General features: G+C 37.6%; 23 protein-coding genes and 1 riboswitch. All 23 genes read right to left on the reverse strand.

The annotated features are described in order from the left end of the window. Nucleotide 1: 1 nt before the first annotated feature. The 23 genes from AC1EJ0_RS03100 to AC1EJ0_RS03210 all read right to left on the reverse strand — a co-directional run bounded on the left by AC1EJ0_RS03100 (nucleotide 2) and on the right by AC1EJ0_RS03210 (nucleotide 23,684). The gene (locus AC1EJ0_RS03100; RefSeq protein WP_480023154.1) at nucleotides 2–961 is read right to left on the reverse strand and encodes a cobalt-precorrin 5A hydrolase; all 960 of its coding nucleotides are present in this window, start codon (nucleotides 959–961) and stop codon (nucleotides 2–4) included. Continuing rightward, on the reverse strand, nucleotides 954–1,709 hold the full coding sequence (gene cobM / locus AC1EJ0_RS03105) for a precorrin-4 C(11)-methyltransferase (protein ID WP_480023153.1): 756 nt from the start codon (nucleotides 1,707–1,709) through the stop codon (nucleotides 954–956). Before cobM ends, AC1EJ0_RS03100 begins: the two co-directional genes overlap by 8 nt. Continuing rightward, nucleotides 1,702–2,250, reverse strand: a complete 549-nt coding sequence (locus AC1EJ0_RS03110; RefSeq protein ID WP_480023152.1) for a bifunctional cobalt-precorrin-7 (C(5))-methyltransferase/cobalt-precorrin-6B (C(15))-methyltransferase — start codon at nucleotides 2,248–2,250, stop codon at nucleotides 1,702–1,704. Before AC1EJ0_RS03110 ends, cobM begins: the two co-directional genes overlap by 8 nt. After that, nucleotides 2,237–2,827 (reverse strand): precorrin-6y C5,15-methyltransferase (decarboxylating) subunit CbiE, encoded by a 591-nt coding sequence (cbiE, locus tag AC1EJ0_RS03115; protein WP_480023151.1) that lies wholly within the window; start codon nucleotides 2,825–2,827, stop codon nucleotides 2,237–2,239. The genes AC1EJ0_RS03110 and cbiE overlap by 14 nt, the downstream gene beginning before the upstream one ends. Beyond that, entirely contained in the window at nucleotides 2,821–3,888 is a 1,068-nt protein-coding gene (cbiD, locus tag AC1EJ0_RS03120) for a cobalt-precorrin-5B (C(1))-methyltransferase CbiD (RefSeq protein ID WP_480023150.1), read from the reverse strand. Before cbiD ends, cbiE begins: the two co-directional genes overlap by 7 nt. Beyond that, nucleotides 3,885–4,514, reverse strand: coding sequence for a precorrin-8X methylmutase (locus tag AC1EJ0_RS03125; protein ID WP_019214611.1), 630 nt, complete (start codon nucleotides 4,512–4,514; stop codon nucleotides 3,885–3,887). The genes cbiD and AC1EJ0_RS03125 overlap by 4 nt, the downstream gene beginning before the upstream one ends. Further along, nucleotides 4,504–5,805, reverse strand: a complete 1,302-nt coding sequence (locus tag AC1EJ0_RS03130; RefSeq protein ID WP_480023149.1) for a cobyrinic acid a,c-diamide synthase CobB — start codon at nucleotides 5,803–5,805, stop codon at nucleotides 4,504–4,506. Before AC1EJ0_RS03130 ends, AC1EJ0_RS03125 begins: the two co-directional genes overlap by 11 nt. After that, nucleotides 5,802–6,818, reverse strand: a complete 1,017-nt coding sequence (locus AC1EJ0_RS03135; RefSeq protein WP_480023148.1) for a pyridoxal phosphate-dependent aminotransferase — start codon at nucleotides 6,816–6,818, stop codon at nucleotides 5,802–5,804. The genes AC1EJ0_RS03130 and AC1EJ0_RS03135 overlap by 4 nt, the downstream gene beginning before the upstream one ends. A gap of 3 nt (nucleotides 6,819–6,821) precedes the next feature. Continuing rightward, the gene (locus AC1EJ0_RS03140; RefSeq protein ID WP_480023147.1) at nucleotides 6,822–8,198 is read right to left on the reverse strand and encodes a sirohydrochlorin cobaltochelatase; all 1,377 of its coding nucleotides are present in this window, start codon (nucleotides 8,196–8,198) and stop codon (nucleotides 6,822–6,824) included. 156 nt (nucleotides 8,199–8,354) lie between these two features. Beyond that, a riboswitch (cobalamin riboswitch) is annotated at nucleotides 8,355–8,528 on the reverse strand. A gap of 190 nt (nucleotides 8,529–8,718) precedes the next feature. Continuing rightward, nucleotides 8,719–9,678, reverse strand: coding sequence for an adenosylcobinamide-phosphate synthase CbiB (cbiB, locus tag AC1EJ0_RS03145; RefSeq protein ID WP_480023146.1), 960 nt, complete (start codon nucleotides 9,676–9,678; stop codon nucleotides 8,719–8,721). Then, nucleotides 9,659–10,498 carry a cobyric acid synthase gene (locus AC1EJ0_RS03150; protein ID WP_480023145.1) on the reverse strand — a complete coding sequence of 280 codons (840 nt, stop codon included), beginning with the start codon at nucleotides 10,496–10,498 and terminating at the stop codon, nucleotides 9,659–9,661. Before AC1EJ0_RS03150 ends, cbiB begins: the two co-directional genes overlap by 20 nt. Then, nucleotides 10,499–10,906: a hypothetical protein gene (locus AC1EJ0_RS03155; RefSeq protein WP_480023144.1), complete on the reverse strand. Its 408-nt coding sequence runs from the start codon at nucleotides 10,904–10,906 to the stop codon at nucleotides 10,499–10,501. 2 nt (nucleotides 10,907–10,908) lie between these two features. After that, on the reverse strand, nucleotides 10,909–12,258 hold the full coding sequence (locus tag AC1EJ0_RS03160; protein WP_480023143.1) for a sensor histidine kinase: 1,350 nt from the start codon (nucleotides 12,256–12,258) through the stop codon (nucleotides 10,909–10,911). Next, a complete protein-coding gene (locus AC1EJ0_RS03165) occupies nucleotides 12,248–12,925 on the reverse strand; it encodes a response regulator transcription factor (RefSeq protein WP_480023142.1) in 678 nt (225 codons plus the stop codon). The genes AC1EJ0_RS03160 and AC1EJ0_RS03165 overlap by 11 nt, the downstream gene beginning before the upstream one ends. 89 nt (nucleotides 12,926–13,014) lie before the next feature. Next, nucleotides 13,015–13,299: a glutaredoxin domain-containing protein gene (locus tag AC1EJ0_RS03170; protein ID WP_480023141.1), complete on the reverse strand. Its 285-nt coding sequence runs from the start codon at nucleotides 13,297–13,299 to the stop codon at nucleotides 13,015–13,017. 117 nt (nucleotides 13,300–13,416) lie between these two features. Then, nucleotides 13,417–14,445 (reverse strand): hypothetical protein, encoded by a 1,029-nt coding sequence (locus tag AC1EJ0_RS03175; protein ID WP_480023140.1) that lies wholly within the window; start codon nucleotides 14,443–14,445, stop codon nucleotides 13,417–13,419. An 89-nt stretch (nucleotides 14,446–14,534) separates the two neighbouring features. Further along, nucleotides 14,535–16,946 (reverse strand): leucine--tRNA ligase, encoded by a 2,412-nt coding sequence (leuS, locus tag AC1EJ0_RS03180; RefSeq protein WP_480023139.1) that lies wholly within the window; start codon nucleotides 16,944–16,946, stop codon nucleotides 14,535–14,537. A gap of 9 nt (nucleotides 16,947–16,955) precedes the next feature. Further along, on the reverse strand, nucleotides 16,956–18,338 hold the full coding sequence (gene asnS, locus AC1EJ0_RS03185) for an asparagine--tRNA ligase (protein WP_480023138.1): 1,383 nt from the start codon (nucleotides 18,336–18,338) through the stop codon (nucleotides 16,956–16,958). Between the two features lie 10 nt (nucleotides 18,339–18,348). Then, nucleotides 18,349–19,089, reverse strand: coding sequence for a peptidylprolyl isomerase (locus AC1EJ0_RS03190; protein ID WP_480023137.1), 741 nt, complete (start codon nucleotides 19,087–19,089; stop codon nucleotides 18,349–18,351). 8 nt (nucleotides 19,090–19,097) lie between these two features. Continuing rightward, entirely contained in the window at nucleotides 19,098–19,436 is a 339-nt protein-coding gene (locus AC1EJ0_RS03195) for a DUF1667 domain-containing protein (RefSeq protein WP_480023136.1), read from the reverse strand. After that, a complete protein-coding gene (locus AC1EJ0_RS03200; RefSeq protein WP_480023135.1) occupies nucleotides 19,433–20,785 on the reverse strand; it encodes an MATE family efflux transporter in 1,353 nt (450 codons plus the stop codon). Before AC1EJ0_RS03200 ends, AC1EJ0_RS03195 begins: the two co-directional genes overlap by 4 nt. Beyond that, nucleotides 20,786–21,544: a type I methionyl aminopeptidase gene (gene map, locus AC1EJ0_RS03205; RefSeq protein ID WP_480023134.1), complete on the reverse strand. Its 759-nt coding sequence runs from the start codon at nucleotides 21,542–21,544 to the stop codon at nucleotides 20,786–20,788. It abuts the gene before it with no gap. A 121-nt stretch (nucleotides 21,545–21,665) separates the two neighbouring features. Continuing rightward, nucleotides 21,666–23,684, reverse strand: a complete 2,019-nt coding sequence (locus AC1EJ0_RS03210) for a heavy metal translocating P-type ATPase (protein ID WP_480023133.1) — start codon at nucleotides 23,682–23,684, stop codon at nucleotides 21,666–21,668. Nucleotides 23,685–23,881 lie beyond the last annotated feature (197 nt).

Genomic DNA, 23,881 nt, shown 5'->3' on the forward strand with positions numbered 1-23,881 from the left:
TTTATATCTCCTCTGTAATTGAAAATGTTATTGAATCGATAATCTTTTTTGATAAAATAATTTTGCCGCCAAGCAGTTTCGCCGCTGCCTCGCTAACTGAGTAAGCGCCTGTGATCTTCTTGACGAAGTCTGATTTTTCTGTGACATCTACCTCGTTAAGTTCATCTGCAGTATAAAAAATTAGCTCTCTATCGTATTTTTTGCAAAGCTCAAGAAGAGCCTCTTCGTCCTTCTTTATATCGATTGAGCCAAAGCGCTTAATCGCCTTTGGATTTATGTCCATCTCCTTAAGTACTTCATGAAACGCTTTCTCCAAAACGTCAGTGGCCGTTCCTCGTCTTAGGCCTATGCCCATATTGTATTTTTTCTTTATTATGGAAAGAGTATTTTCCTCGTCATTTATAATATAGCCTTCACCTTGGATTATGGCGTAGTCTGCTTCACTTTTATTATTTGTGAAATTATCATATTTAAAGTTAAATTCATCTGACTTTAGATAAATCTTTTTATTATTAACTATGGCCCCCATAATTATGGTAAGCGCCTCTCTTGAGTTATAAGCAAAATCATTATCTCTTAAATAAATATCAAGCGCTTCTAAGCCTCTATTGTCTGAGGCTGTAGTAATGACTGGCTCGGCGTTTATGGTCTTAGCAATATCAATAGCAAGTTCATTTGCCCCGCCTATGTGACCAGAAAGAAGCGATATAACGTGCTTTGCCTTGTCGTCAATCACAAGTACTGCTGGGTCTGTGTACTTATCTTTGATTAAAGGAGCAATCTTACGAACCGCTATGCCCGTTGCACTTATGAATATGATTGTATCAAGCGAAGACCATCTATCCTCCAAGACCTTGTCGACGTTTTTATCCTTATAAAAAATTTCTACATCAAAGCCAGCTGCTATAGTCTTAGCTATAGCAAGGCCAGCTTCAGTGTAGGTGATGATGATCTTATTCATTTGCTTTTCTATACTCAGTCGAGAAGCTTGGGTCATAAAGCTTGCTTCTTTCGTAACGCGCGTTAATAAATTTGCCAACAAGTATTAAAGCATGCTTTGTAATATTGTTTTCTTTAGCATCTTTAACAAGATTTGCAATATTGGTATAAATAATTTTTTCATCAGCCCAAGTCGCCTTATAAGCGATGACTACTGGCGTATTTGGATCTTCGTAGCCTTCTAGTAGAGCCTCTTGAACCTTTTCTGTAAGTGAAGCCGAAAGATAAATTGCCATAGATGTCTTGTGCTTAGCAAGCTCAGCTAGCTTTTCAGTCTCAGGCACCTTAGTCCTTCCCTCCATACGAGTGATGATGAGAGTTTGACTAACTTCAGGTAAAGTAAATTCCTTAGCTATCCTTGCGCAAGCAGCTGTTGCGCTTGTAACGCCCGGAATTACTTCGTATTTGTAGCCAAGTAAGTCAAGCGTATCTATTTGCTCCTTTATCGCGCCATATATGCTTGGGTCGCCAGTATGTAGTCTAACAGTGTTTAAGCCAGCTTCCTCTGCCTTGATAAACTCTTCTATAACCTCTTCTAAAGTCATTTTAGCTGAGTCAAATACCTTTGCTCCCTCTTTTATACCAGATAGTATATCCTTCGATACTAAAGAGCCAGCATATATAATTACGTCCGCTGCATTTAATAATTTTAGTCCCTTAACTGTAATTAAGTCACTGTCCCCAGGACCTGCGCCTACAAAACTAATCATTCTTTTCACCTCTCACAATAATCACCGGATTTTCAGCTATCATCATCTCAAGCTTCTCCGCCTTAGACACATTTATCATGTATGTATCAATGTTTTTATAATTTTTCTTTTTTAGTAAATCTTTAAACTCATAAGCATTGTCAAAAATAATGAAGCTCGCGATGACAGTAAAATTATTTTTTTCATCAAGCTTATCCATAATGCTCTCTAAATTTTTTCCTGAGCCGCCGATGTAAACCTTGTTAAAGTCAGCTCCATCCATGCCCTCAGGCGCCTTTCCCTTGATGAGCTTAATATTATCAAGGCCAAATTTTTCAAAATTTTTCTTCGCTACGCTTATGGCCTCGTCATCTCTTTCTATAGTAATGACCTCTTTACAAATCGTGGCCATTTGACAAGTCACGCTGCCCGTGCCCGTACCTATCTCTAAAACTTTGTCGTCTTCGCTCACGTCTAGTAAGCTCACTATTGCGTTTCTCTTTATGAACTTCGTCATTGGCACCTCGCCTCTGATGAAGTCCTCGTCCTTAAACCACTTCATTTATAATAATCACCACCGATAAACTATTTTCTATATCAATCTCATCGTCCGCATCATAAGTCTTAATTATTTCGCCACTTTGCGATAAATTTGTGCCGACGATGTATTTTCTCTTAATATTTTTTTCGTCCAAGTATTTTTTTATAGCCTTTGGATTATTATCCTTATCACAAAGAACCACTACCTTGTCATTATTCATGACAATGGTCTTGAAGCCTTCGTCAAGCTCTCTGCCGTGTAATGAATAAGTTTTTGCCTCGTTCCAATTCACTTGCACCTTGCTCATTAAGTACTGAAAAGCTGTTATAGACGGGATCACCTCGTCAATGGCAATGCCCTCTCGCTTCAAGTAATCAACCGCGCCATAAAATGATGGGTCGCCTGATAATAATAAAACGCCTTCTTTAATATCTTTTAAGTCTTTTACAGAAATTTCATTTATATGACTGAATTCATCTTCAAGCTCTTCCTTGACCCTTTTAAACGCATAGACCTTATTAGCATTTTTTATAGCTTTATAGGCTCTAACGCTCATATATTCACTTTTACCTGGTCCTACTCCAACAACTATTAACAATCTAATACTCCTTTTTCAAACGAATACACTTTTACGCTGGCTTCAAGCGAATCATCTTTTAGATAAGTTTTTACACGTTTCGCACATCCCTCTTCCATAGCGCATAAAACGTCCTTGTATCCAGCGTCATAAAGGTAATTGTAGCACTTTTCTGCTGTAATAAAGGCATCCACTTCCTTAATCACTTCATAAGGCTTATTTAGCATCGCAAGGTAATATACAAAGGCCTCCATACGTGTGTCGGCGTTCTTTGAGTGCGTGTTAAATACACCGATTGAAAGCTTTGCAAATTTACCTATGTGACCCACGAGCGTAATCTTTCTAAAACCAATTTCATACGCCATCTTAAGCGAGTCACCGATGTAGTTGCTCGTTAAAACAACATTTTCTTTTATACCAATGCTATTCGCCTCTTTAAGTCCGTGACTACCTGGCGTAAGAACGATTTCTCTCGAACCTTTATCAAGATAAAGCGTTTTTATCTCTAAATTTATAGTTTTAAGAAGAGCATCTTCGCTCATAGGCTTAACTAGTCCAGTCGAGCCGATTATTGAGATGCCGCCCTCTATACCAATGTTTGGATTGAAGGTCTTCTTACCGATTTCAACACCCATGGGCGTAAATATAGTAACGTCAGCGCCTTTGTCAGTTAAGAGCTCGACCTCTTTAGTAATCATCTCTCTTGGCACCTTGTTTATGGCGTACTCGCCCTTCTTGCCGAAGATTGAATCATTTGTGTAAATGCCAACGCCTTCGCCGCCTTTGATAATGACCTTGCCATCGTCCCTTAAAGAAACTTTTGAAAAGATCTCTATGCCATTGGTTTGGTCTGGGTCGTCACCAGCATCCTTTACAACTGAGCTTATGGCGTAGCCACCCTCCTTTTCATTAGAGTTAATAGCGACGTTTATTGTTTCATTGCAAGGCAAATCAATATCGTATTCACTTACTGGTGCGTCAAGTAAATTTATAAGAGCTGCATGTGTTGCAACAGCCGCGCATGTGCCTGTTGTGTAGCCATATCTAAGGCTTTTGCCATCAACTATATCGTATTTATTCATTTTCTGTATAAAATATATAAAAGCGCGTTAATTATTGATGCTGCTACGTTTGATCCGCCTTTGTTGCCAACTGTCGAGATTTGTGCTATGCCTACTTCTCTAAGCGCTTCCTTTGATTCAGCCGCACCTACAAAGCCTACTGGCACACCAATAACTGCCTTTGGATGAATTTTTTCTTCTTTAATCAGTTCTATAATTCTATATAGAGCGGTTGGCGCGTTTCCTACTGAGTATATGGCGATGTCTTCTCCTATAGTCTTCTCTATCGCTTGGTAGCTTCTTGTTGTGCCTTTTTCTTTAGCAAGCTCCCTTACGTCGTCATCCTTTATGTGATTGATGATCTCGCAATTAAGCTTCTTTAAGCTAGTTTCATTCACGCCAGCCATAGTCATCCTCGTATCAGTATAAATCTTGGCACCATTCTTCAGTGCATCAAGCGCTTCATCAAGAAAATTATTTCTTATATCAATTATGTTTTTGTAATCAAAATCGCCTGTCGAGTGAATCATTCTCTTCACTATAAGCTTTTCTGTATCAGTAAACTTAGTACCTTCAAGCTCCTTATCGATTATGTCCATACTTGTGTTTTCAATATTCATGGGGTTGTTGTCGTAATTATACATCATTTTCACCTCTTAAACTATCTATCTTTTTATAAAAATATTCTTCATCTTGAACAAAGGAAATGTTTTGCTCAATCGCAACGATGTTATCGCCCGCAAAAGAGCTAGTCCAAGTGTCCTCTCTATATGGTTTTTCTACCTTAAATAAATTAAATTCGTTATCACTTAGGCTGCTCTTATGAAATTCTTGTGAATGAAAAATTTTGTCTTGATCAAATAAAAAATTCTTTCTAAGCGCTTTTAAATAAGCGTAGCCAAAGTTATGAAGCCTTTTTTCGCTCACGGCCTTACCTTTTATTAGACTAAGCATCTTGTGCTCGTTAAAGCTTTCTGCCAAGAAATATGTCGCTTCTCCTTCAGTAAATATTTTTCCTCCGTCTTCATAATATTTCTTTATGCTTTCTAATGATTTTGATTTTTCGATTATCTCTAAATAATCTTTTAAGTTGCCGCCGCCAATGTAGAGTAAATCAGCCTCAGGCACTTCTTCCTCCTCTAGTACCGAAAAGTACTTCACAGTAAAATATTTTTCAAGAAAATCAATATTCTCTTTGTAGTAGAAATTAAATGCCTTGTCATAGGCTATCGCTACAGTAGCCATTGACTTTGGAAAATCTTTTTTTGCTTCTGTCTTTGCCACTTCGAAATATGAAAGAAGTTTTTCAAAATCAATTGACTTTTCCAATTTTGCGGCTATCCTATCGAGCTTCTCATCAAAGGCCTTGATATCGCTTGGCAGTTCTAGTCCAAGGTCCTTGTCCTCTATAACAAAGTCCTCGTCCATTTCGATATTGCCAAATACTTCCAAGCCAAGTTCTTTTTCTACTAGCTCCTTATATATAGCATATAATTTTGCGTGCGTTTTATTAAATATGACGCCAACAATATTATCAGCGTAGTCCATAAAACCTTTTAGCTTTGCAATAAGTGAAAACATCTCTCCCTTTGGAGTAAGTACTAAAATTGTTTTAAGTCCCAAAGCCTTTGCATTGGCATAAGTAGATGCCTCCATCGTATTATATATGCCGTCAAGGTAACCCATAACGCCTTCTAGTACGCAGTAGTCTGCATCACTTGCTCCTACTTCAGTCGCGCCACTCTTTTGCATAAAGATGTCGACATTACCATAGTCCCCTTTAGATGCAAAAGAGCCGAGCCTTGAATCGATAAAATCTGGTCCACTCTTAAGGTACTTTACCTTATTATTTTTATTCGCAAGCAGTCTTGCCAAAGCTAAACTTATAGTTGTCTTGCCGCTATTTGAGTTCATTGCGGCTATACATATGCCTTTCACTTCTCTATCTCCCTTAATTTTTCAAGTAAATAATCATTCTCTTCGCGAGTCCTTATTGCAAGGCGCACATAATTATTTTCAATGTTCTTGTAGCCTTGCATCCTTCTTAGAAGTATACCCTTTTCTAGCATAATCTTATACATTTCTTCGCCACTATATTTTTTTAATTTAAGTAAATAGAAATTGGCATCGCTATTTATCATCTCAAAATTATCAAAAGCTTTGTATAAATTTTTTAATCTAGCTCGTTCATCATGATAATATTTTTTTGTTTCGCTTAAATATTCTTCACTATCTGCTAATAGTTTTGCTGCTTCATTTTGTATAAAGCCTGTTGACCAAGCAAGGCTCAATTCATCGTAGTAGTCCTTAAAATCCTTTGGCGCATAGGCAAAGCCAAAGCGCACCCCTGGCAAAGCAAAGGTTTTAGTCATAGCTCTTACAATAATCACGTCCTCACCCTTAAATAATTTTATGCTGTCATAATCATGCAGAGTAAACTCAATAAAGGCCTCGTCAAGTAAAAGTGTCGCTCCATACTCTTTACAAATTTCTTGTGCCTTAATTAGCTCTTCCTTCTTAAGCAATCTGCCATTAGGATTATTTGGGTTAGTGAGGATTAGTAGGTCGCCCTTCTTCAAGACGTTTAATTCGTCAAAATCAATTTTAAAATCCTTATAATTTATTCTAATCAATTCTTTTTTGTAAACACTAGCTCTAAGCTCGTACTCATAGAACGATGGGTCAAAAATAACCACTCGACCTGCCCTGTGTATCGCCTTGTCAATTATCTCTATAGACCCATTGCCCAGGATAATATTAGACGCATCACAAGCCAAGTAAGTGGCTACATTATCTATCGCTTCTCTTGCCTTAATGTCGGGATAAACATTAACATGGTCAAAGTCATCTCTGATAAAGGAGAAAAGTCTTTCGTTCATATTAAATACGTTAATGTTAGAGCTGAAATCTATGAGTTTTTTGTCATAATCATAAAAATTGGCTCCGTGCATAATTTACTTCCTTTTCTTTAAGTAAAATAACGAGATATAGTCGTTATCCTTGCGTATTTCTTCCTCATCTGTTAGATACATTTCGTTTGGCATCGATATTCTCTTAAAATATTCTGCTTCGTAAGTATCTTTAAGCTTTAAAACGGCTTCTTTATTAAGTGTTCCCTTAAGTATAACAGCTCTGTCTGGTTTTGCCGCTTCAACAAGCTCTGTATTGTCGCTTATCACAAGGCTCTCGCCCTTTTCAATAAGCGGCTCAAGGTTCATGGCAGTCAGTGCAACAAAGGATGGCATGCCATTTACTAAATTTATATTTATCTTCTTATCAAGTATCTTTGTTAGATTCATAGGTGTCGAAAAAACTGCCGCATCGCCTATAGTTACGAAACTTACGTCTCTATACTCAGCTAAAGCCTCTTCTAGTTTAACTTTTAAATCATTATATAAAGCTTCGTTAGCACTTTTCATATCAAAAGGCATCTTGATGATTGGCTTGTCACCAATGTAGCTCATAACTGTGTCAAGAGCAAGATTACGGCCTCTGTTATCAAGAACAAAGACAGCATTGGTATTCTTTAAAGTAAGTATAGCCTTGACAGTTAATAAGTCTTCATCGCCAGGTCCTACGCCAACTATGTTTAGTAGCGGCTCTTCCATCGCCTTAACTTTTTCTATACAGTCATTTAATATATACTCCTCTTCGCCAAGACCTTTATCAATAAGTTTTACTTCATAACCAAGCTTTTCTAGTCTTGTCTTGATTGAGTCTTCATCGTCAGGAGCAATATCTTCAAGCATGTGAACGCCTGAAACTAACATGAATGGCCTTAGATATAAAGTTTTTGTATCTTTAGCTAAATTTTTAATTACGCTTTCAAGATCAAGCTCGCCCTCAATGCTCATCATGTGATACTTATCATTGTGCGCTCTGAATGCTTCGTCAATGTCTTCATATATCCTATCGGCAACATGATAAGTGCCATGACCAACATAGATAAATTCTTCGCCTTCATTTAATTTTTGGGCTGTCATGCCATCAATAAGCTTAGCTATATCCTTGCTATTGCTGATAAATGGAGTAGTAAGCCTGTTAGAAACATCTTTAAGCTTCTTATACTCTTTTCCTGGAATGATGTTTGTCGAAACGACTCTTATGTCCTTGTATCCAGCCTCTTTAAGCTTCTTAATAGCTTCGCACTCATCATCAAAAGACATGCCCTTCTTTTCAAGTATCCTCTTAACTATCCTTGAAGTGAAGCATACTTTTACATCGCAGTCCTTAAATTCATTTTTAAAGCCATTAACAAATTTGTCAATAACTCTTTCGTGTTCCCTAAGCCTTGTTGTGCCAAAGAAACTTAATAATATTGCCTTTTTCATATGACCCTCCATAATATGTACTCGAGAGAAAAGGAAAAATAGGAGAAGCGCGCCCTTTTCTCTCGCCGGTTTTTGGAATAAAAAAATCCTTGAATAGGGGTTTCAAGGATATAAAACATACATATTGAGTAAGTTTTTCCTTCCCACCGAAGAAGTAACTTTATACGAACGTTCTTAAGATATCCTGACTTATAGCTCAACCTTGTCTAAACCTTCCCAGTTTCCCAGTGGCATACTTAGACTCGTCACTATTTACAGTAGCGGGGGCTGTCTTGGACTTACACCAAGTTCCCTTATCAAACATTCAAAAATTACATCTATATGATATCATATATGTAAATATTTTTCAAGTGAATTAAAAAATATTTATTAATTTTCTTTTTCGTGATTCAAAACACGGACAAAGGCATTTGAGTGCTATATAATATCAACATACTTTTCAAAAAATAATTTCCTAAAAATTTAGCTTACAAAAAAATGCACAGATGTAAAACGATTGTTTTGACATAAGTGCATTTTTTTATTTTAATATTAATTTTAAATATATAGCTGCGATTACTATGACTAATAAGGCTAGTGCCTTATACATCGCCCTTATGGTGAAGTAGACGCCATTTGTATTCACTTCGCCATCTAAGTCGCCAATATATGGTTTATCGACTATCTTAGAAAAATATTTATGTGGTCCGCCTAAACGAATTTTTAAGAGGCCCGCTATAGGAGCTTCAAGGAAGGCGCTATTTGGACTTGCGTGTGCATATCTATACTTAAAAAACGTTCGACACGCGTAGGCAATGTTTTTATTAAAGATGTTCGTGATTAGTATTAGAATCGCGCTTAATCTTGCTGGCACTAGATTGACCAGGTCATCTATCTTTGCTGCGAAAAAACCAAGATCACCATATTTTTCATTCTTGTAGCCCCACATCGAGTCCATGGTATTAATGAATTTATAAACCAGTCCAAGTGGTGTATATATCGCGATATAGATAAGCGGCGCGATAACGCCATCTGAAGTATTTTCAGCGACTGTTTCAATAGTCGCTTTAAGTATCTCTTCTTCACTTAATTCGCTTGTGTCACGGCCAACTATGTAGGAGAGCCTCTTACGGCCTCTCTCTAGCGAATGGCCTAGCTCTTTTACGACCATATCTGCCTCGAAGTGAAGTGAGCGTGCGGCTAGGCAGACGTAGACCATGTATGAAGTGTAGATTAGATACAAATATTTATTGATCTTAAATAATATTATTGCCAAGTATCCGAATAAAAAGGCAAGGCTCATGTTGAAGAGTACTGCTACTAAGCCAAGTACTTTCAAAAAGCCGCCTCTTGCCCCTGTCCTTCGAATTAATTTTTCTTCAAAGCTAATGACATTACCCATGACTTTAACTGGATGAAAAAAGTTATATGGGTCCCCTAAGATCAAATCAAGCGCCACACCTATTAGTATGGCGATGAGTTTATAAGCCAAGTATTGCATTTAACTTATCTATATCGATGGATTTTGCGAAGACATCAGCTAGTCTATCGATCTCATTATTCATCGCGTCGTGCTCTGCCATGTGAGCGTTGACGGCCTTTTCATAATCGTGAAGCGAGTCCTCGTCCGCTATCTCAAGCTTTGTATATGGCACTATGCCAAGACAGTCAAGACCTGTTAGCTCGTGAAGTTTTTTTATGCCTTCATCAAGTAGGCTCGCATCGCCCCTAAACTTGTTGATGATGTAGCCCTTTATTCTTGATCTATCTTTTTCGTCAAGTATCATGTATGTGCCGTAGATTGAAGCAAAGACGCCGCCCTTATCTATATCTGCGACTATAATTGCGTTACTATCAGCAAGTTCAGCCATGCCAGTATTAACGAAATCATCCTCAAGTAAATTTATCTCAGCTGGTGAGCCGGCTCCTTCTATAATCATGACATCATATTTTTTTTCAAGCTCTTCAAAAACTTCTTTAACCTTAGCTTTTAGTTCTTTCTTAATCGAGTAGTACTCCTTTGTATTCATGTGCTTATATAATTTGCCAAGCACATAGACGTCGCTACCTGTATCTGACGATGGCACTAGAAGTATCGGGTTCATGTACTCGTCCGCCTCTATGCCAGCAGCGTAGGCTTGTATTGCTTGTGCGTTACTAATCAGCTTTCCGTCTTGTAGCTTAAATGAGTTTCTCGACATGTTTTGTGATTTAAACGGACATACCTTGTAGCCCTTGTCTCTGTAGTAGCGGCACATAGCAGTCGCTATCGTCGACTTGCCTGCAGACGATGTCGTTCCATATATCATTATCTTTGCCATTTAAAATTCCTCATCATTGTATTCGATAGTGCCTAAATCAGTTTCTATTGCAATTAAATTCTTCTTCCACTCTCTATATTTAGCCACTTCTTCGCTTATAGACTTAATTAGTATTGACACGCCAAATATTTTAGACGCTATAATGAAAAATGCATTTTGCTTGTATGAATTTGGATACAAAACTATTAGTAGTCCTGAGATGATAAATAGCATATTTTTCTTTTCAATGCCTTTATAATGACCATTGTAATAATCTTTAACAAGGTCCAAAAAGTCATTGATTAGGTCTTGATACTTTGCCAAATCAGTATTTGTTTTGATGGCTTCACCGATGTCACCAATCTTGTTCATGGCTTCATCCTTATTGAAATTACCAATGTTCATGTCTTTTAAAAAATCAAAATTCATATTTACACTCCCTTTTTTAATACAAAATAAAAATTTGATCCTTTTCCGTAACTGCTCTCTACGCCAAACTCTGCCTTATGAAGCAAAAGCACTTCGCGCGCGATGTATAGGCCGAGTCCTGTCGCATACTTTTTGAGCTCATGGTTCGCGCTCGAGATGTAGTAGCGGTCCCAAACCCTCTTGATGTCCTCTTCCTTTATGCCCGTGCCATGGTCAATAACCTCGTATCTAACGCCATTTGCCTCCTCAGTGATTCTTACAAGAACATCTTCATCATCTGGCGAGTAATTTATTGCATTCGATAAGTAATTGTATATAACGCTCCTAATCTTCTTCTCATCGGCCATGACCATGGTAGAGCCACTTACGTCTAATTTAATTCTCTCTCTATTTTCAGCAGTATTTAATTTATCTATAATCTCTTTGGAAATTGCTTCGAGCGAAAGTCTTTCTAAGTTTAATTCGCCAAGGGCGCTCGCGTTCTTTGACGCTTCAAGCATCTCGTTAATCATGCTGTTTAATCTATCTGCCTCTGTGATGATGGTGTCAAGATTATCTTCACGCTTTTCTTTATTGTCACCAGTTATGTCCTTAATCATCTCAGCATATGACTTAATCACGCTTAGAGGCGTCTTGAAGTCATGCGATACGTTAGCAATGATATTCTCGCGAAAGTCCATGGTCCTCTTTAAATCTGCATTTGCGCTCTCAAGGCTCTTCTTTAGCTCTTCAATCTCTTCGTAGCCGCCCTCTTCATCTAAGGAAAAGCTCTTTGTTCCCAAAAATTTGGACGCTTCCGAAAGATTCTTGATTGGCTTAGTAAGTTTCTTTGCCAAAAAATACGAAAGAGCAAGAGCTAAAACTATTGCAACGAGACTTATGTATAAAAGTTCTTCCTTTAGCATCTTCTTTACCGAGCCATCTTCATCGAGATTATCAATGAGCTTCATATATAGTTTTGCATTAACTGTTTCGTATCTCTTTAAAAATACAAGATACTCTCTATCGTCATGCTTTTTGATATAGTCAACGCTATCTTCATTGCTTTTAACAAAATCAAGGTCTTCCTTATCAAGCTCAATTAGATAATTTGGGTACAAAACTAAGCCATGCTCATCAAAAATAATTATGCCGAGTCTAGTTTTAGCCGCAACGCTATTTAAATACGAGACGAGATCAGTTCCTGAATAAGAAGAAATTTCTTTTTCAGTGTTTTGAATGAGCTCCCTCTTCTTTTGCGTGTATATCTCTTTGAAGAAAACTATGTTAAATAGCCACATTGTTGATAGTATCAGTATTGTGAATATCAAAAAGTAGCTGATTAACTTTGTGAATAATGATTTATTCTTCATCCTTTTTCTCCAGCTTGTATCCATAGCCGCGAACCGTACTGATTATCTCCTTCTCAGAGTCAAGAGAGTTTCTAAGCATCTTGATGTGAGTGTCGACAGTTCTATTGTCCCCGAAGAAATCGTAGCCCCAAACATTTTCAAGTATAGTCTCACGCGATAGAGCTATGCCTTCGTTTTGAGCTAGATAAGCAAGTAGCTCATACTCCTTTGGTGTTAAATCAATTTTTTTGTCATTGATAAAAGCTTCTCTCGCATCAAAATCTATTTTCAAGCTGCCATTGTGATAAACATTTGTCTTTACATTGCTCACGTGTCTTGCAAGTATCGCCTTGACCCTCGCCATAACTTCACGTGGGCTAAATGGCTTAACAACGTAATCATCAATACCTATCTCGAAGCCATAAAGCTTGTCATACTCCTCGCCTTTTGCGCTAAGAACAAGAACTGGTACGTCCTTTACTTCCTTAATTCTCTTGTAAGCTGAGAAACCATCTAGCTTTGGCATCATTATATCTAAGATGATAAGGTCTATATCATTATTATTAACTTTGTTAAGAGCGTCGATGCCGTCAACCGCCTCGATCACGTCATAGCCATTAATGACGGAGTACTCCTTAAGTACGTTTCTTATATTTTCATCATCATCAGCTATAAGTATAGCACCCATATCATCACCTCTATCAATTTTTACCCGATAATAATCTTTTTAAACGCTTTATATGCAAGTAGAGCCTTGCATTAACAAGGCCCATATAATTATTTTAAACTGTCTAGGTATTCCTTAAGCTCATCTATATCCAAGATGGCTCTTTCGTTGTCACCAAGTATAAGAGCTGGTATGCCGATATTGCCAGCGCTCTTTGCTTCGTCAAATTCACTCATTGTGTCTCTTGCCTTTAAGAATTTTTTCATGCTCGCAAGATTTTCTGTTATGTCAAGGTACAAGAAGCGTACGCCCGACTCGTCCATCACTTCTTTAAACGGTCCGCAGTCTGGACACATAGAGCTACCGAAAACTATCTTCTTTTGTACTTTACTCATTTCATTTCTCCTTTACTTTAATTTTTCTCTTCGTCTTATCTTAATTGTAATGGTAATGGCAGTTTTTGTCAAGAAAAAAGAAAGAGCTAAGTTAATAGATCTTTCTTCATATCAATATTAATTACTAAATATACCGAGCTTATCTGAAATAAATTCTTGCTTGCCGTCTCCATCTATCTTTATGGTGTAAACGCTTTGAACACCATAGCCCTTGTCACTATCTCCTCTATTCATAAGAAGTGCAGAATATAATTTGCCATCTTCAATATCATAAGTGACATCAGTAAGTATCATATCATCTTCTTTGTGCGCAGACTTTTTATTAAGTTTAACTTCATTAATAAAGCCAGATTTAAAGTTTTCAAGCTCTGCAATCTTTTCTTTGATGTACTCTTCATCAGCTACTTCATCAAAAGTTTTATTAAAGGCTTCATCAGAGACGAATGAGCTTGGTGCTTTCCAATCAAAGTCTTTATATTCCTTTTCAAGTGCATATTCTTTGCCTTCATTCCACCTTGTCAATTCAATTTTAAATATAGGCATCTCAATATTATTTTCTATGCTAATATCATCAATCGCATCTCTATCCACGTTATCCAAAACTATATCGTTCTCTTTAATCTTCTTAATGTCATCCAAGCTCACATTGCCCGCTGTAATTATGATAGGCTTCATCTCACTTGTATCGACATAGTTAATGCCATCTTCCCTTTCAAGCTTATAATCATTAACAGTTATCACTATGGACTTAAGGAAGTCTTTATAATAAATTTTTCCTATGCTATTTACATAGTTTTTGCTAAAGACTGAGTTTTGATACTCACCATCAACAAAGCTGTTCTTGACATTGTATACAAGATCTTTAACATTCCAGGCGCCACTCTTAGCTGATGAGCTAATTCTTGAATAATCCTTCCAATACTTCATTATATCGACGTCATCAAGGTAAATGCTTCCAGTGAATTCATCAGCGGCAAAGAATTTGTGATTATAATATAAATCCATATGCAAAGTTGATTCGCTCCACTTGCCATCTCTATAAACAAAGGCTTTCACATCACGCGTATAGGGAAAGCTAAGTACTCCAAATCTAATAAAAAAGATTACTGCCAATATGATTATAAGTATTATTGTTTTCTTTTTCATATTGAACGCCTCCTTACTTAAGATAATTATATCACATTTAGAAATATTTGCGCAAAAAAAGAAAGACCATATAGATCTTTCTTTATAAACTATTTTATTACTACTGTAAATATTTTGTTCTTAACGTAAATTTCTTTAACGATGTTCTTGCCTTGCTTTGACTTTTCAAAAAGTTCGTGCGCATAAACTTTTTCTTTTACTTCGTCTTCAGAGGCATCTCTATCAATCTCAACAGTGTATCTAACCTTGCCGTTGAATTGAACTGGTATCTCTATAGTTTTGATTATAGTTTTTTCTTCATCAAAGCTTGGCCAAGTTGATTTATAAAGCTCTGTATCAAAGCCAACCATCTCATTGATTTCTTCAGTGATGTGTGGCGCGATTGGATAAAGAAGTGTGATATATGTCTTAAGCTCTTTTCTTGTGATGCTGCCCTTTGAAGTAATTTTGTTAAGTAGCTCCATAAGTTTAGCAACTGCTGTATTGAATTTTAAGTTTTCGAAGTCTTCTGAAACTTTCTTAATAGTGATGTGAAAATCTTGTTCTAAGTCTTTAGAATAGTTTTCGTCGTCGTTCACTATTTCCATCAAGCGATAAACTCTTTCAAGGAACTTTCTTGAGCCTTGTATACCTGTCTCTGACCACATAGCAACTTTTTCGTAGTCGCCCATAAACATTTCAAAAACTCTTAGTGTGTCTGCGCCATATTGTTCAACTATGTCATCTGTATTTATTACGTTGCCTCTTGACTTACTCATCTTTTCTCCGTCTTGAGCAAGTAGCATGCCATGTGATGTTCTCTTTTGATATGGTTCGCTTGTTGGCACTACGCCTATATCATATAAGAATTTATTCCAAAATCTTGAGTAAAGTAAGTGAAGTGTAGTGTGCTCCATACCTCCATTGTACCAATCAACTGGCATCCAGTACTTAAGCGCGTCCATGGATGCTGGTGCAGTGCTGCACTTTGGATCAGTATATCTTAAGAAGTACCAGCTTGATCCTGCCCAGTTAGGCATAGTGTCTGTCTCTCTCTTAGCAGGTCCGCCGCAATGAGGGCAAGTTGTGTTAACAAAGCTATCGATCTTAGCTAGAGGCGACTCACCTGTATCAGTTGGTTCATAGGCTTCAACGTCTGGAAGTGTAAGTGGTAGATCCTCTTCATTAAGTGGCACCCAACCGCATTTTTCGCAGTATACCATAGGTATAGGTTCTCCCCAATATCTTTGTCTTGAGAATACCCAGTCTCTTAGCTTGTAGTTTGTCTTAACAACGCCTACTTTTTTATCTTCAAAATATTTAATAATCTTTTTCTTTGCTTCGTCAACTGATAGACCATTTAAAAAGTCTGAGTTAACTAAAGTGCCTTTTTGTGTATCAGTATAAGCTTCTTTACTAATGTCGCCACCAGAGATAACTTCTTTTATCTCTTCGCCAAAGGCTTTTGCAAAGTCATAATCCCTTTGGTCATGACCAGGTACTGCCATGATGGCGCCTGTGCCATAAGTCATTAAAACATAGTCCGATACGTAGATGGAAATTTTTTCTCCATTAGCAGGGTTAATGGCTGTTAGACCATCAATTCTAACGCCTGTCTTTTCTTTAACAAGCTCTGTTCTTTCAAAATCAGATTTTAATTTTGCCTTATTTTGATATTCATGAACTTCGTCAATATTTTTGATCTTGTCTTTATACTTTTCTATAAGCGGATGCTCTGGTGAGATAACCATGTATGATACACCAAAGATGGTATCTGGTCTAGTTGTATAAACTTTTAGCTTGTCATCCACTTCATCTATATCAAAATCAAGCTCCATACCGTGGCTTCTGCCTATCCAGTTAACTTGTTGCGTCTTAACTCTATCGATGAAATCAACTGTGTCAAGGTCATCGATAAGTCTGTCAGCATACTTAGTTATAGCAAGCATCCATTGTGTTTTAACTCTGTGTTCAACTGTATGTCCGCATCTTTCGCAGTGGCCTTGAATAACTTCTTCGTTTGCAAGACCAATCTTACAGCTTGGGCACCAGTTAATGTTCATTTCCTTTTTATAAGCAAGACCCTTTTTGAATAATTGTATAAATATCCATTGAGTCCACTTATAATATTCTGGATCAGTTGTATTAATCTCTCTGTCCCAGTCAAATGAAAGACCTAGTGATGTCAATTGATGTTTGAAGTGAGCAACATTTCTCTTAGTAACATCCTTTGGATTCATTTTGTGCTTGATGGCATAATTTTCTGTTGGTAGGCCAAATGCGTCCCAGCCCATTGGATACAAAACGTTGTATCCTTCAAGTCTTCTCTTTCTAGCAACTATATCAAGCGCTGTGTAACTCCTTGGGTGACCAACGTGTAGGCCCTCTCCTGATGGGTATGGGAACTCTACCATCAAAAAGTATTTTGGCTTGTCCGAATCATTTTCTGCGTGAAACGCTTTATTGTCTGCCCAAATCTTTTGCCATTTGCCTTCGACATCTTTATGATTATATTCTTTCATAGCGCCCTCCTAAAATTCACAGTGATGAACTGTTCTTGGGAATGGTAGGACGTCTCTGATATTTTCAATACCTGTTATATACATGATAAGTCTTTCAAAGCCAAGACCATAGCCAGAGTGAACTACTGAGCCATATTTTCTAAGGTCCATATACCAAGTATATGAATCCATATCAAGACCTAATTCATTAATTCTCTTTTCAAGCTTATCGTAGTCTTCTTCCCTTTGTGAACCGCCGACAATTTCGCCAATGCCAGGAACTAAGCAGTCCATAGCAGCAACTGTCTTATTGTCTGGGTTGAGCTTCATGTAGAAGGCCTTGATGTCCTTTGGATAATCAGTTACGAAGATTGGTTTTTTGAATATTTGTTCAGTTAAATATCTTTCGTGTTCTGTTTGTAGGTCCATGCCCCACTCTACTTTAACATCAAATTTTTCTTCATGTTCTTTTAGTATTTCTATAGCTCTAGTATAAGTAACTCTTTCGAAATCTGAGTTTCTAACGTGATTTAATCTATCGATTAGACCCTTGTCAACGAATTGATTACAGAATTCTATTTCTTCCTTAGCATTTTCCATAACATAGTTAATTACGTACTTAAGCATCGCTTCAGCTACATCCATGTTTTGATTGTTATCCATGAACGCCATTTCAGGCTCTATCATCCAAAATTCTGCTGCGTGTCTAGTTGTATTGGAGTTTTCTGCTCTAAATGTTGGTCCAAATGTATATATTTTTGAGAAAGCCATGGCAAATGTTTCGCCCTCAAGTTGACCTGATACTGTTAGGTGAGTTGGCTTGTCAAAGAAGTCTTGGCTGTAGTCAACAGAGCCATCTTCTGTTCTTGGTGGATTGTCAATGTCAAGTGTAGTTACTTGGAACATTTCGCCTGCGCCTTCAGCGTCTGATGCTGTAAGTATTGGTGTGTGTACGTAAACGAAGTCTTGTTCGTTGAAAAATTTGTGTATAGCAAAGGCTGCTAGTGATCTAATTCTATAAGCTGCTCTAAAAAGGTTAGCTCTTGGTCTTAAATGAGCTATGCTTCTTAAGAATTCCATTGAGTGACGCTTATTTTGTAGTGGATAATCAGCTGTCGAGTCGCCTAAGACTTCAATCTCTTCTGCCTTGATCTCAAACGCTTGTTTATTGTTTGGTGTAAGAACTAGCTTGCCCTTTACTCTGATTGACGCACTTAGATATAGCTTTGATACTCTTTCAAAGTTTTCTAGTGTGTTATCATAAACGACTTGAACACTATTAAAGAAGGATCCGTCATTAATTTCAATGAAGCCGAATTCTTTTTGTGCTCTTAAATTTTTTATCCAAGCTTGAACCTCAACAGTCTTGCCGTCAAGCTCCTTGTAGCTCTTATAAAGTTCTCTAATATCCATACTCTCACTCCTATTTATAATCTTCTACTGTAATCGTTTCAATTACAACGTCTTCAAGAGGTTTGTCGTTTTCATTAACTTGTGATTTTGCAATCTCGTCAACAACGTCCATGCCCTCATAAACTTCGCCAAAAACTGTGTGCTTGTAATCAAGCCAGAATGCGCCGCCTATCTTTTTATAAGCGTCAACAACAGCCTTTGGATATCCCTTTTCTTCGCCAGCTTCTTCCATTTGCTTAATGATGTCATCTTGAACAGCTTGGCCTTGTACTATGAAGAATTGTGATCCGTTAGTATTAGGACCAGCGTTTGCCATGCATAGAGCGCCTCTGAAGTTTCTTGTGTTTATATCAAATTCATCTTCAAATGCATCGCCCCAGATACTTTCTCCGCCAGTGCCGTTACCATTTGGGTCGCCGCCTTGTATCATAAAGCCATTTATAACTCTATGGAAAATTAAATTGTCATAGTATTTATCTTCAGCATGTTTAGTAAAGTTCTCAACTGCCTTTGGAGCTACTTCAGGGAATAGTTTTACCTTGATATCGCCCTTATTAGTCTTGATAGTCGCAAGCTTGTCTCCTGCTTTTGGGTTTTGTAGTTGAACAAGTTCTGCATCGTCTGTAGTTACTTCGCTTTCGCTTCTTTCTTTTTTCATTTCACTCTCACCGCCATTGTCATTATTTTTGCTACATGCTGTTAAGCTCAGGCACATAGCCATCGTTAGTAATAATAAAATTATCTTTTTCATAATTCCTCCTACTTAAGTATTCTTTTTTGACTCACTATATTTACATCCAAGTCTAAAATATTTTCCTTAATTATGTCGCCTACGTTTATAGGTGCTTTCGCGCGCAAGTCAAATATTTCTTTTAATATTGCTTGATGATAAATTTTCTTGACCTTCTTATCAGTCTTTACAGGTAAACCCGAAACCATCTGACTATCTATCCTAATCTTGCCATAAACGTAGTCATCCTCTTCTTCAAGAAGGCTTTTTGCGTAATTATATCCTCTTCCGCAACGATTGCCAGAAATTTCTTCACCATTGATTTTTATTCTGCAGCAAACTGGGCAGCAGACGCATTGTACTATCATGCTATCACCTTCGGTTCTATCTCTTTTTTAAGTATAATCTTAAACCAAACATAAGCAACTACACCTTTTAATATTGACGATAGTGATATAGCTATCCATACGCCATTCAGGCCATAGAATTTCATAAATACCATTGCAAATGGTATACGCATTAAATTTAGAACTACGCCTGAATAAGATGGCTCCTTCGTTCTGCCTATGCCATTGAAAAATCCTGTTACACCTATCTCTATAACCATGAATAATTGTGAATATCCAAGTATTCTTAAGTAGTCGGCTCCTGCCTGCATCGCAACTGGGTCGTCTGGTAAGAACGCTGCAAATATCGGCTGAGCAAATACTATAAGTAATAGTGATGTAGCCGTTCCTAGTGTCGCCATGATTCGCATGGACTTTTTAAAGCCAAGAACTATCCTATCATAAGTGCCTTTGCCATAGTTTTGTCCAGTAAAAGCAGTGTTAGCAACAGAAAAACCGTTTGCCGTCATCCAAGATATTGACTCAATTTGCGAGCCTATCGACATGGCTGAAACTGCATAGGCGCCAAGCTTTGTTAAGTAGCCTGTTAAGACCATAGATACTGATGCATGACACGCTTCCATAAGCGTCATTGGTACGCCAAGTTTAAGTATATGCATAGTTATTTCTGATGGCACTTTCTTTAGATAATTTACTCTTACATAGATCAGATCATTCTTAAAGCCTATGTAGATATATATAAGGAAGATTACTAAAGTCGCTATAACAGATGCAATCGCTGTACCCATCGCTCCCATGTGAAAAACGAAGATGAAAACTGGGTCCAAGACCATGTTTATAAGTAAACCTATGGAGCTAATTATAAATGGAGTCTTGCTGTTACCCATGCTATTGAATGTCGAAGCAAATAATGGGTTTAAGAACATAAATACTAGTCCAAAAGCAATCGCCACCATGTATTCACTTGCTAATTGTTGAACCGCCGCATCGCCTTCTTTGAATGAGTATAGGCCGATTAGCTCATTATGAAATATTATAAATATGGCTGTGATTGTCATGGCGATTAAAAATCCTAGTCTAAAGCCACCACCAATATAATTCTTTGTATTTTCTAAATCCGATTTACCAAAGCTTTGTGAAACGCCGACGGATAGACCTACCTGGCAAAGTATGATCAGTGAACTTATTAGCCAAAGGTACTGACCGACTATGCCGACAGCTGCAACAGCTTGTGTACCGACTTTGCCGAGCCAAAACATATCCGTGATTTGGTATGACATCTGTAGTAAAGATGTCCCCATCAAGGGAATCGCTAGCTTAAACAGTATCGGCGATATCTCTCCTTGTGTTAAGTCTCTAGTCTCTGTCATCTACACATCTCCTTGATCGGTCGTTATAATCACGCCGTTATCAGTCAATGCTAAGGTGTGCTCGAATTGAACGCATTTGCTGCCGTCCTTTGTTCTAGCAGTCCAGCCATTCTTATCAAGCTTCATCGCTGCTGAGCCCATGCAAATCATTGGCTCTATCGTAAAGGCCATGCCCTTAACAATTCTTGGTCCTTTTACGCCAGCATTGTAGTGAAAAACTTGTGGATCTTCGTGCATGTTCTTGCCGATGCCGTGGCCAATAAATTCTTTTACTATAGAATATCCCTTAGGTCTTGTAAATGCTTCGATGCACTTACCTATCTCGCCAATCCTGACATTTTCATCAACAATGCTTATAGCTTTGTACATAGCCTCTCTTGTATGGTCAAATAGCTTTTGATCCTCATCAGAAAGTTTTCCTACAGCGTATGACCAGCAAGAGTCCGCCATCCAGCCTTTGTAATTGACAACCATGTCGATGGAGATGATGTCACCATCTTTAAGAATTACATCCTTACTTGGAAAGCCGTGGCATATCTCGTCATTAACTGATGCGCATATAGCGTAAGGAAAGCCTTGATAACCTTTTTGCTCAGGGTAAGCGCCTTGACTCACTATGAAGTCATCAACAAAGTCGTTTAACTCCATAGTCGTAACGCCCTCTTTAACCTTATCTCTTAGTGCATGATGAACGCTAATAAGTATCTTGCCAGCGTCAATCATCTTATTAATTTGATCTTTTGTCTTTAAATATATCATATAATACTCCTTTTAAGTCTATTCTATTATTATATATATTTTATCCCAATATGTCAAGAAGTTCACAGCATATAGACAATATATCTATTAACTGTGAACTTCTTGTAAAGCTCTTATTAAATTATCTGATTCTTAAAGTGTTTATTACTGATAATAGTGTTACGCCTACATCACCAAAGACCGCTACCCATAGAGGTAATTGTATGAATAAAGCTAGTATGATGATGGCCGCCTTGACAAAGCCAGTGAAGATTAAGTTTTCAATTATAATCTTGTTAACGAACTGCGATGTGTCAAAGATGTTTACTATCTTTTCAATCTTATCATCCATGATAACTATGTCCGACGCTTCGATGGCTGCATCAGAGCCAAGTGCGCCCATGCTTAGGCCAATGTCCGCCCTCTTAATAACTGGTGAGTCATTGATACCGTCACCAACAAAGGCTACGAGGCCGTCCTTATTTTGCTCTTTCTCGAAGAATTTTATCTTGTCTTCAGGAAGCAGTTCTGCCTCAAATGAATCAATGCCTAAATCGCGAGCGACCTTCTCAGCATATATCTTCGTATCGCCTGTAAGCATAACTGGCTTAACATTTCTTTCTTTTAATTCGCGAACAAGATTCTTTGTCTCGTCCTTTATCTCATCTTCTATATATAGATGCGCGATTAGCTTATCATCAAGATAAGTGTCAAGAACTTTGTATTCACTTTCTTTTTCGCTCGTAATAACCTTAACGCTGCCAAATTTTGTTTCAGCTGCAACGCCATTCTTAAGGCTTGTGTAAGAAATTATCTCTTCTTTATTTATAGCCTCTCTATCGTCAAGTATAGCGCTTGCTATAGGATGCTTTGAATGATACTCAGCAAGTCTTGCTAAGTGCAGAGCCTCTTTCTCATCCATGCCAATGGCTTCGACGCGAACTAGCTTAAACTTGCCGCTAGTTAGTGTACCAGTCTTGTCAAAACAGAATGTCTTTATATTTCTAAATTGATCTAAGAATTTTGTTCCTTTGAAAAGAATACCGTTCTTGCTCATCTTGCCTATACCAGAGAAATATGCTAATGGCACTGAAATAATGATTGCGCATGGGCACGATACTATAAGAAAGGCGAAGCATGTGTGAAGAGCTTCCTTAAGCGGCATTATATTTAGTAATGGTGCTAATAATGCAATCATTGCCGCGATAACAACGACGATAGGTGTATAGATCCTAGCAAATCTCGAAACGCCTGTCTCAAGATTAGCCTTGTCACTTTGTGAGCTTCTAACAAGCTCTTGTATTCTAGCTGCTGTTGAGTTCTTCGCAAGTTTAGTAGTCTCAATAATTAAGTAGCCTTCCTTAACTATAGCGCCTGAGTAAACCTCACTATTGATATCAACATAAACTGGTTCTGACTCGCCGCTTATGTGAGCGTTATCAACCTTTGCGCTTCCTTCAATAACAGTGCCGTCTATGGCGATGGACTCGCCTTCACGAACTATTATCTTAGAGCCAATAGCAACGTCTGCTGGTTCAGATTGAATTTCTTTGCCATTATCCAAAACTGTTGCAAAAACTGGTGACTTAACTATAAGCTCCTTAATCTTGTCTTTTGACTTATCAACTGCTATGTCACTAATTATTTCTCCGATTTGATATAAAAGTGATACCAAAACTGCTTCTAGATACTCGCCTATGAATATGGCGCCTATGGTAGCGACACTCATTAAAAACTCTTCAGCAAGTACACCATGAAAAGCGCCTTTAACGCCGTTGATGATGATGTCGTATGAGATGACGATGTATGCTATGGCGAAGAAGACCATCTTGTATGGGCTGTCTATGAATAAAAACGCTGCTAAGGCAAGTAGCGATACTGCTATCCTTAGTAAAAAGACTTTTGAAAAGCCCTCTTCCTCTTCTTCTTCGCTCTCTTCTTCACCGCGTGTAACTAAGACGTCTGGCTCTAAGTCATTAATGTATTTAGTAATCTCTCTTAAAGCTGCCTCGCTATCTGCTCCGTCTTTCATTTCAATACTAAGAGTAGTATTTATAAAGTCTAGACTTGCGCTTTCGACCGATGCATGATCATTTGCAAAGCGCTCTATCTTTTGTGCGCAATTAGCGCAAGTAAGTCCATTTAAAAATAATTTTTCCATTGCTGCCTCCTAATCTATGTCTTTTAAATTTATATAAATGCTACGTTCATATGTATATACACATAAACATATATTTATATATCAATACTAATATAGCACATATATATTCAAAATGCAAGAGTTTTTTTAAAATTTTTTAATTCTTTTAACAGTTTTGTATACATTTAAGACGCGCTATATGTTATAATCAAGATATG

The sequence above is a fragment of the Fenollaria sp. C0166D3 genome (genome assembly GCF_056590255.1).

Excerpts from the sequence above, each read along its gene's own strand:
- AC1EJ0_RS03125 (WP_019214611.1), bottom strand. The coding sequence starts at position 4,514 with ATGATGTATAATTACGACAACAACCCCATGAATATTGAAAACACAAGT.
- map (WP_480023134.1), bottom strand. The coding sequence starts at position 21,544 with ATGATATATTTAAAGACAAAAGATCAAATTAATAAGATGATTGACGCT.
- AC1EJ0_RS03140 (WP_480023147.1), bottom strand. The coding sequence starts at position 8,198 with ATGAAAAAGGCAATATTATTAAGTTTCTTTGGCACAACAAGGCTTAGG.
- AC1EJ0_RS03150 (WP_480023145.1), bottom strand. The coding sequence starts at position 10,498 with ATGGCAAAGATAATGATATATGGAACGACATCGTCTGCAGGCAAGTCG.
- cbiD (WP_480023150.1), bottom strand. The coding sequence starts at position 3,888 with ATGAATAAATACGATATAGTTGATGGCAAAAGCCTTAGATATGGCTAC.
- cobM (WP_480023153.1), bottom strand. The coding sequence starts at position 1,709 with ATGATTAGTTTTGTAGGCGCAGGTCCTGGGGACAGTGACTTAATTACA.
- AC1EJ0_RS03155 (WP_480023144.1), bottom strand. The coding sequence starts at position 10,906 with ATGAATTTTGATTTTTTAAAAGACATGAACATTGGTAATTTCAATAAG.
- AC1EJ0_RS03210 (WP_480023133.1), bottom strand. The coding sequence starts at position 23,684 with ATGGAAAAATTATTTTTAAATGGACTTACTTGCGCTAATTGCGCACAA.
- AC1EJ0_RS03160 (WP_480023143.1), bottom strand. The coding sequence starts at position 12,258 with ATGAAGAATAAATCATTATTCACAAAGTTAATCAGCTACTTTTTGATA.
- leuS (WP_480023139.1), bottom strand. The coding sequence starts at position 16,946 with ATGAAAGAATATAATCATAAAGATGTCGAAGGCAAATGGCAAAAGATT.
- AC1EJ0_RS03135 (WP_480023148.1), bottom strand. The coding sequence starts at position 6,818 with ATGCACGGAGCCAATTTTTATGATTATGACAAAAAACTCATAGATTTC.
- AC1EJ0_RS03100 (WP_480023154.1), bottom strand. The coding sequence starts at position 961 with ATGAATAAGATCATCATCACCTACACTGAAGCTGGCCTTGCTATAGCT.
- AC1EJ0_RS03190 (WP_480023137.1), bottom strand. The coding sequence starts at position 19,089 with ATGAAAAAGATAATTTTATTATTACTAACGATGGCTATGTGCCTGAGC.
- AC1EJ0_RS03175 (WP_480023140.1), bottom strand. The coding sequence starts at position 14,445 with ATGAAAAAGAAAACAATAATACTTATAATCATATTGGCAGTAATCTTT.
- AC1EJ0_RS03195 (WP_480023136.1), bottom strand. The coding sequence starts at position 19,436 with ATGATAGTACAATGCGTCTGCTGCCCAGTTTGCTGCAGAATAAAAATC.
- AC1EJ0_RS03200 (WP_480023135.1), bottom strand. The coding sequence starts at position 20,785 with ATGACAGAGACTAGAGACTTAACACAAGGAGAGATATCGCCGATACTG.
- asnS (WP_480023138.1), bottom strand. The coding sequence starts at position 18,338 with ATGGATATTAGAGAACTTTATAAGAGCTACAAGGAGCTTGACGGCAAG.
- AC1EJ0_RS03165 (WP_480023142.1), bottom strand. The coding sequence starts at position 12,925 with ATGGGTGCTATACTTATAGCTGATGATGATGAAAATATAAGAAACGTA.
- cbiB (WP_480023146.1), bottom strand. The coding sequence starts at position 9,678 with ATGCAATACTTGGCTTATAAACTCATCGCCATACTAATAGGTGTGGCG.
- AC1EJ0_RS03170 (WP_480023141.1), bottom strand. The coding sequence starts at position 13,299 with ATGAGTAAAGTACAAAAGAAGATAGTTTTCGGTAGCTCTATGTGTCCA.
- AC1EJ0_RS03110 (WP_480023152.1), bottom strand. The coding sequence starts at position 2,250 with ATGAAGTGGTTTAAGGACGAGGACTTCATCAGAGGCGAGGTGCCAATG.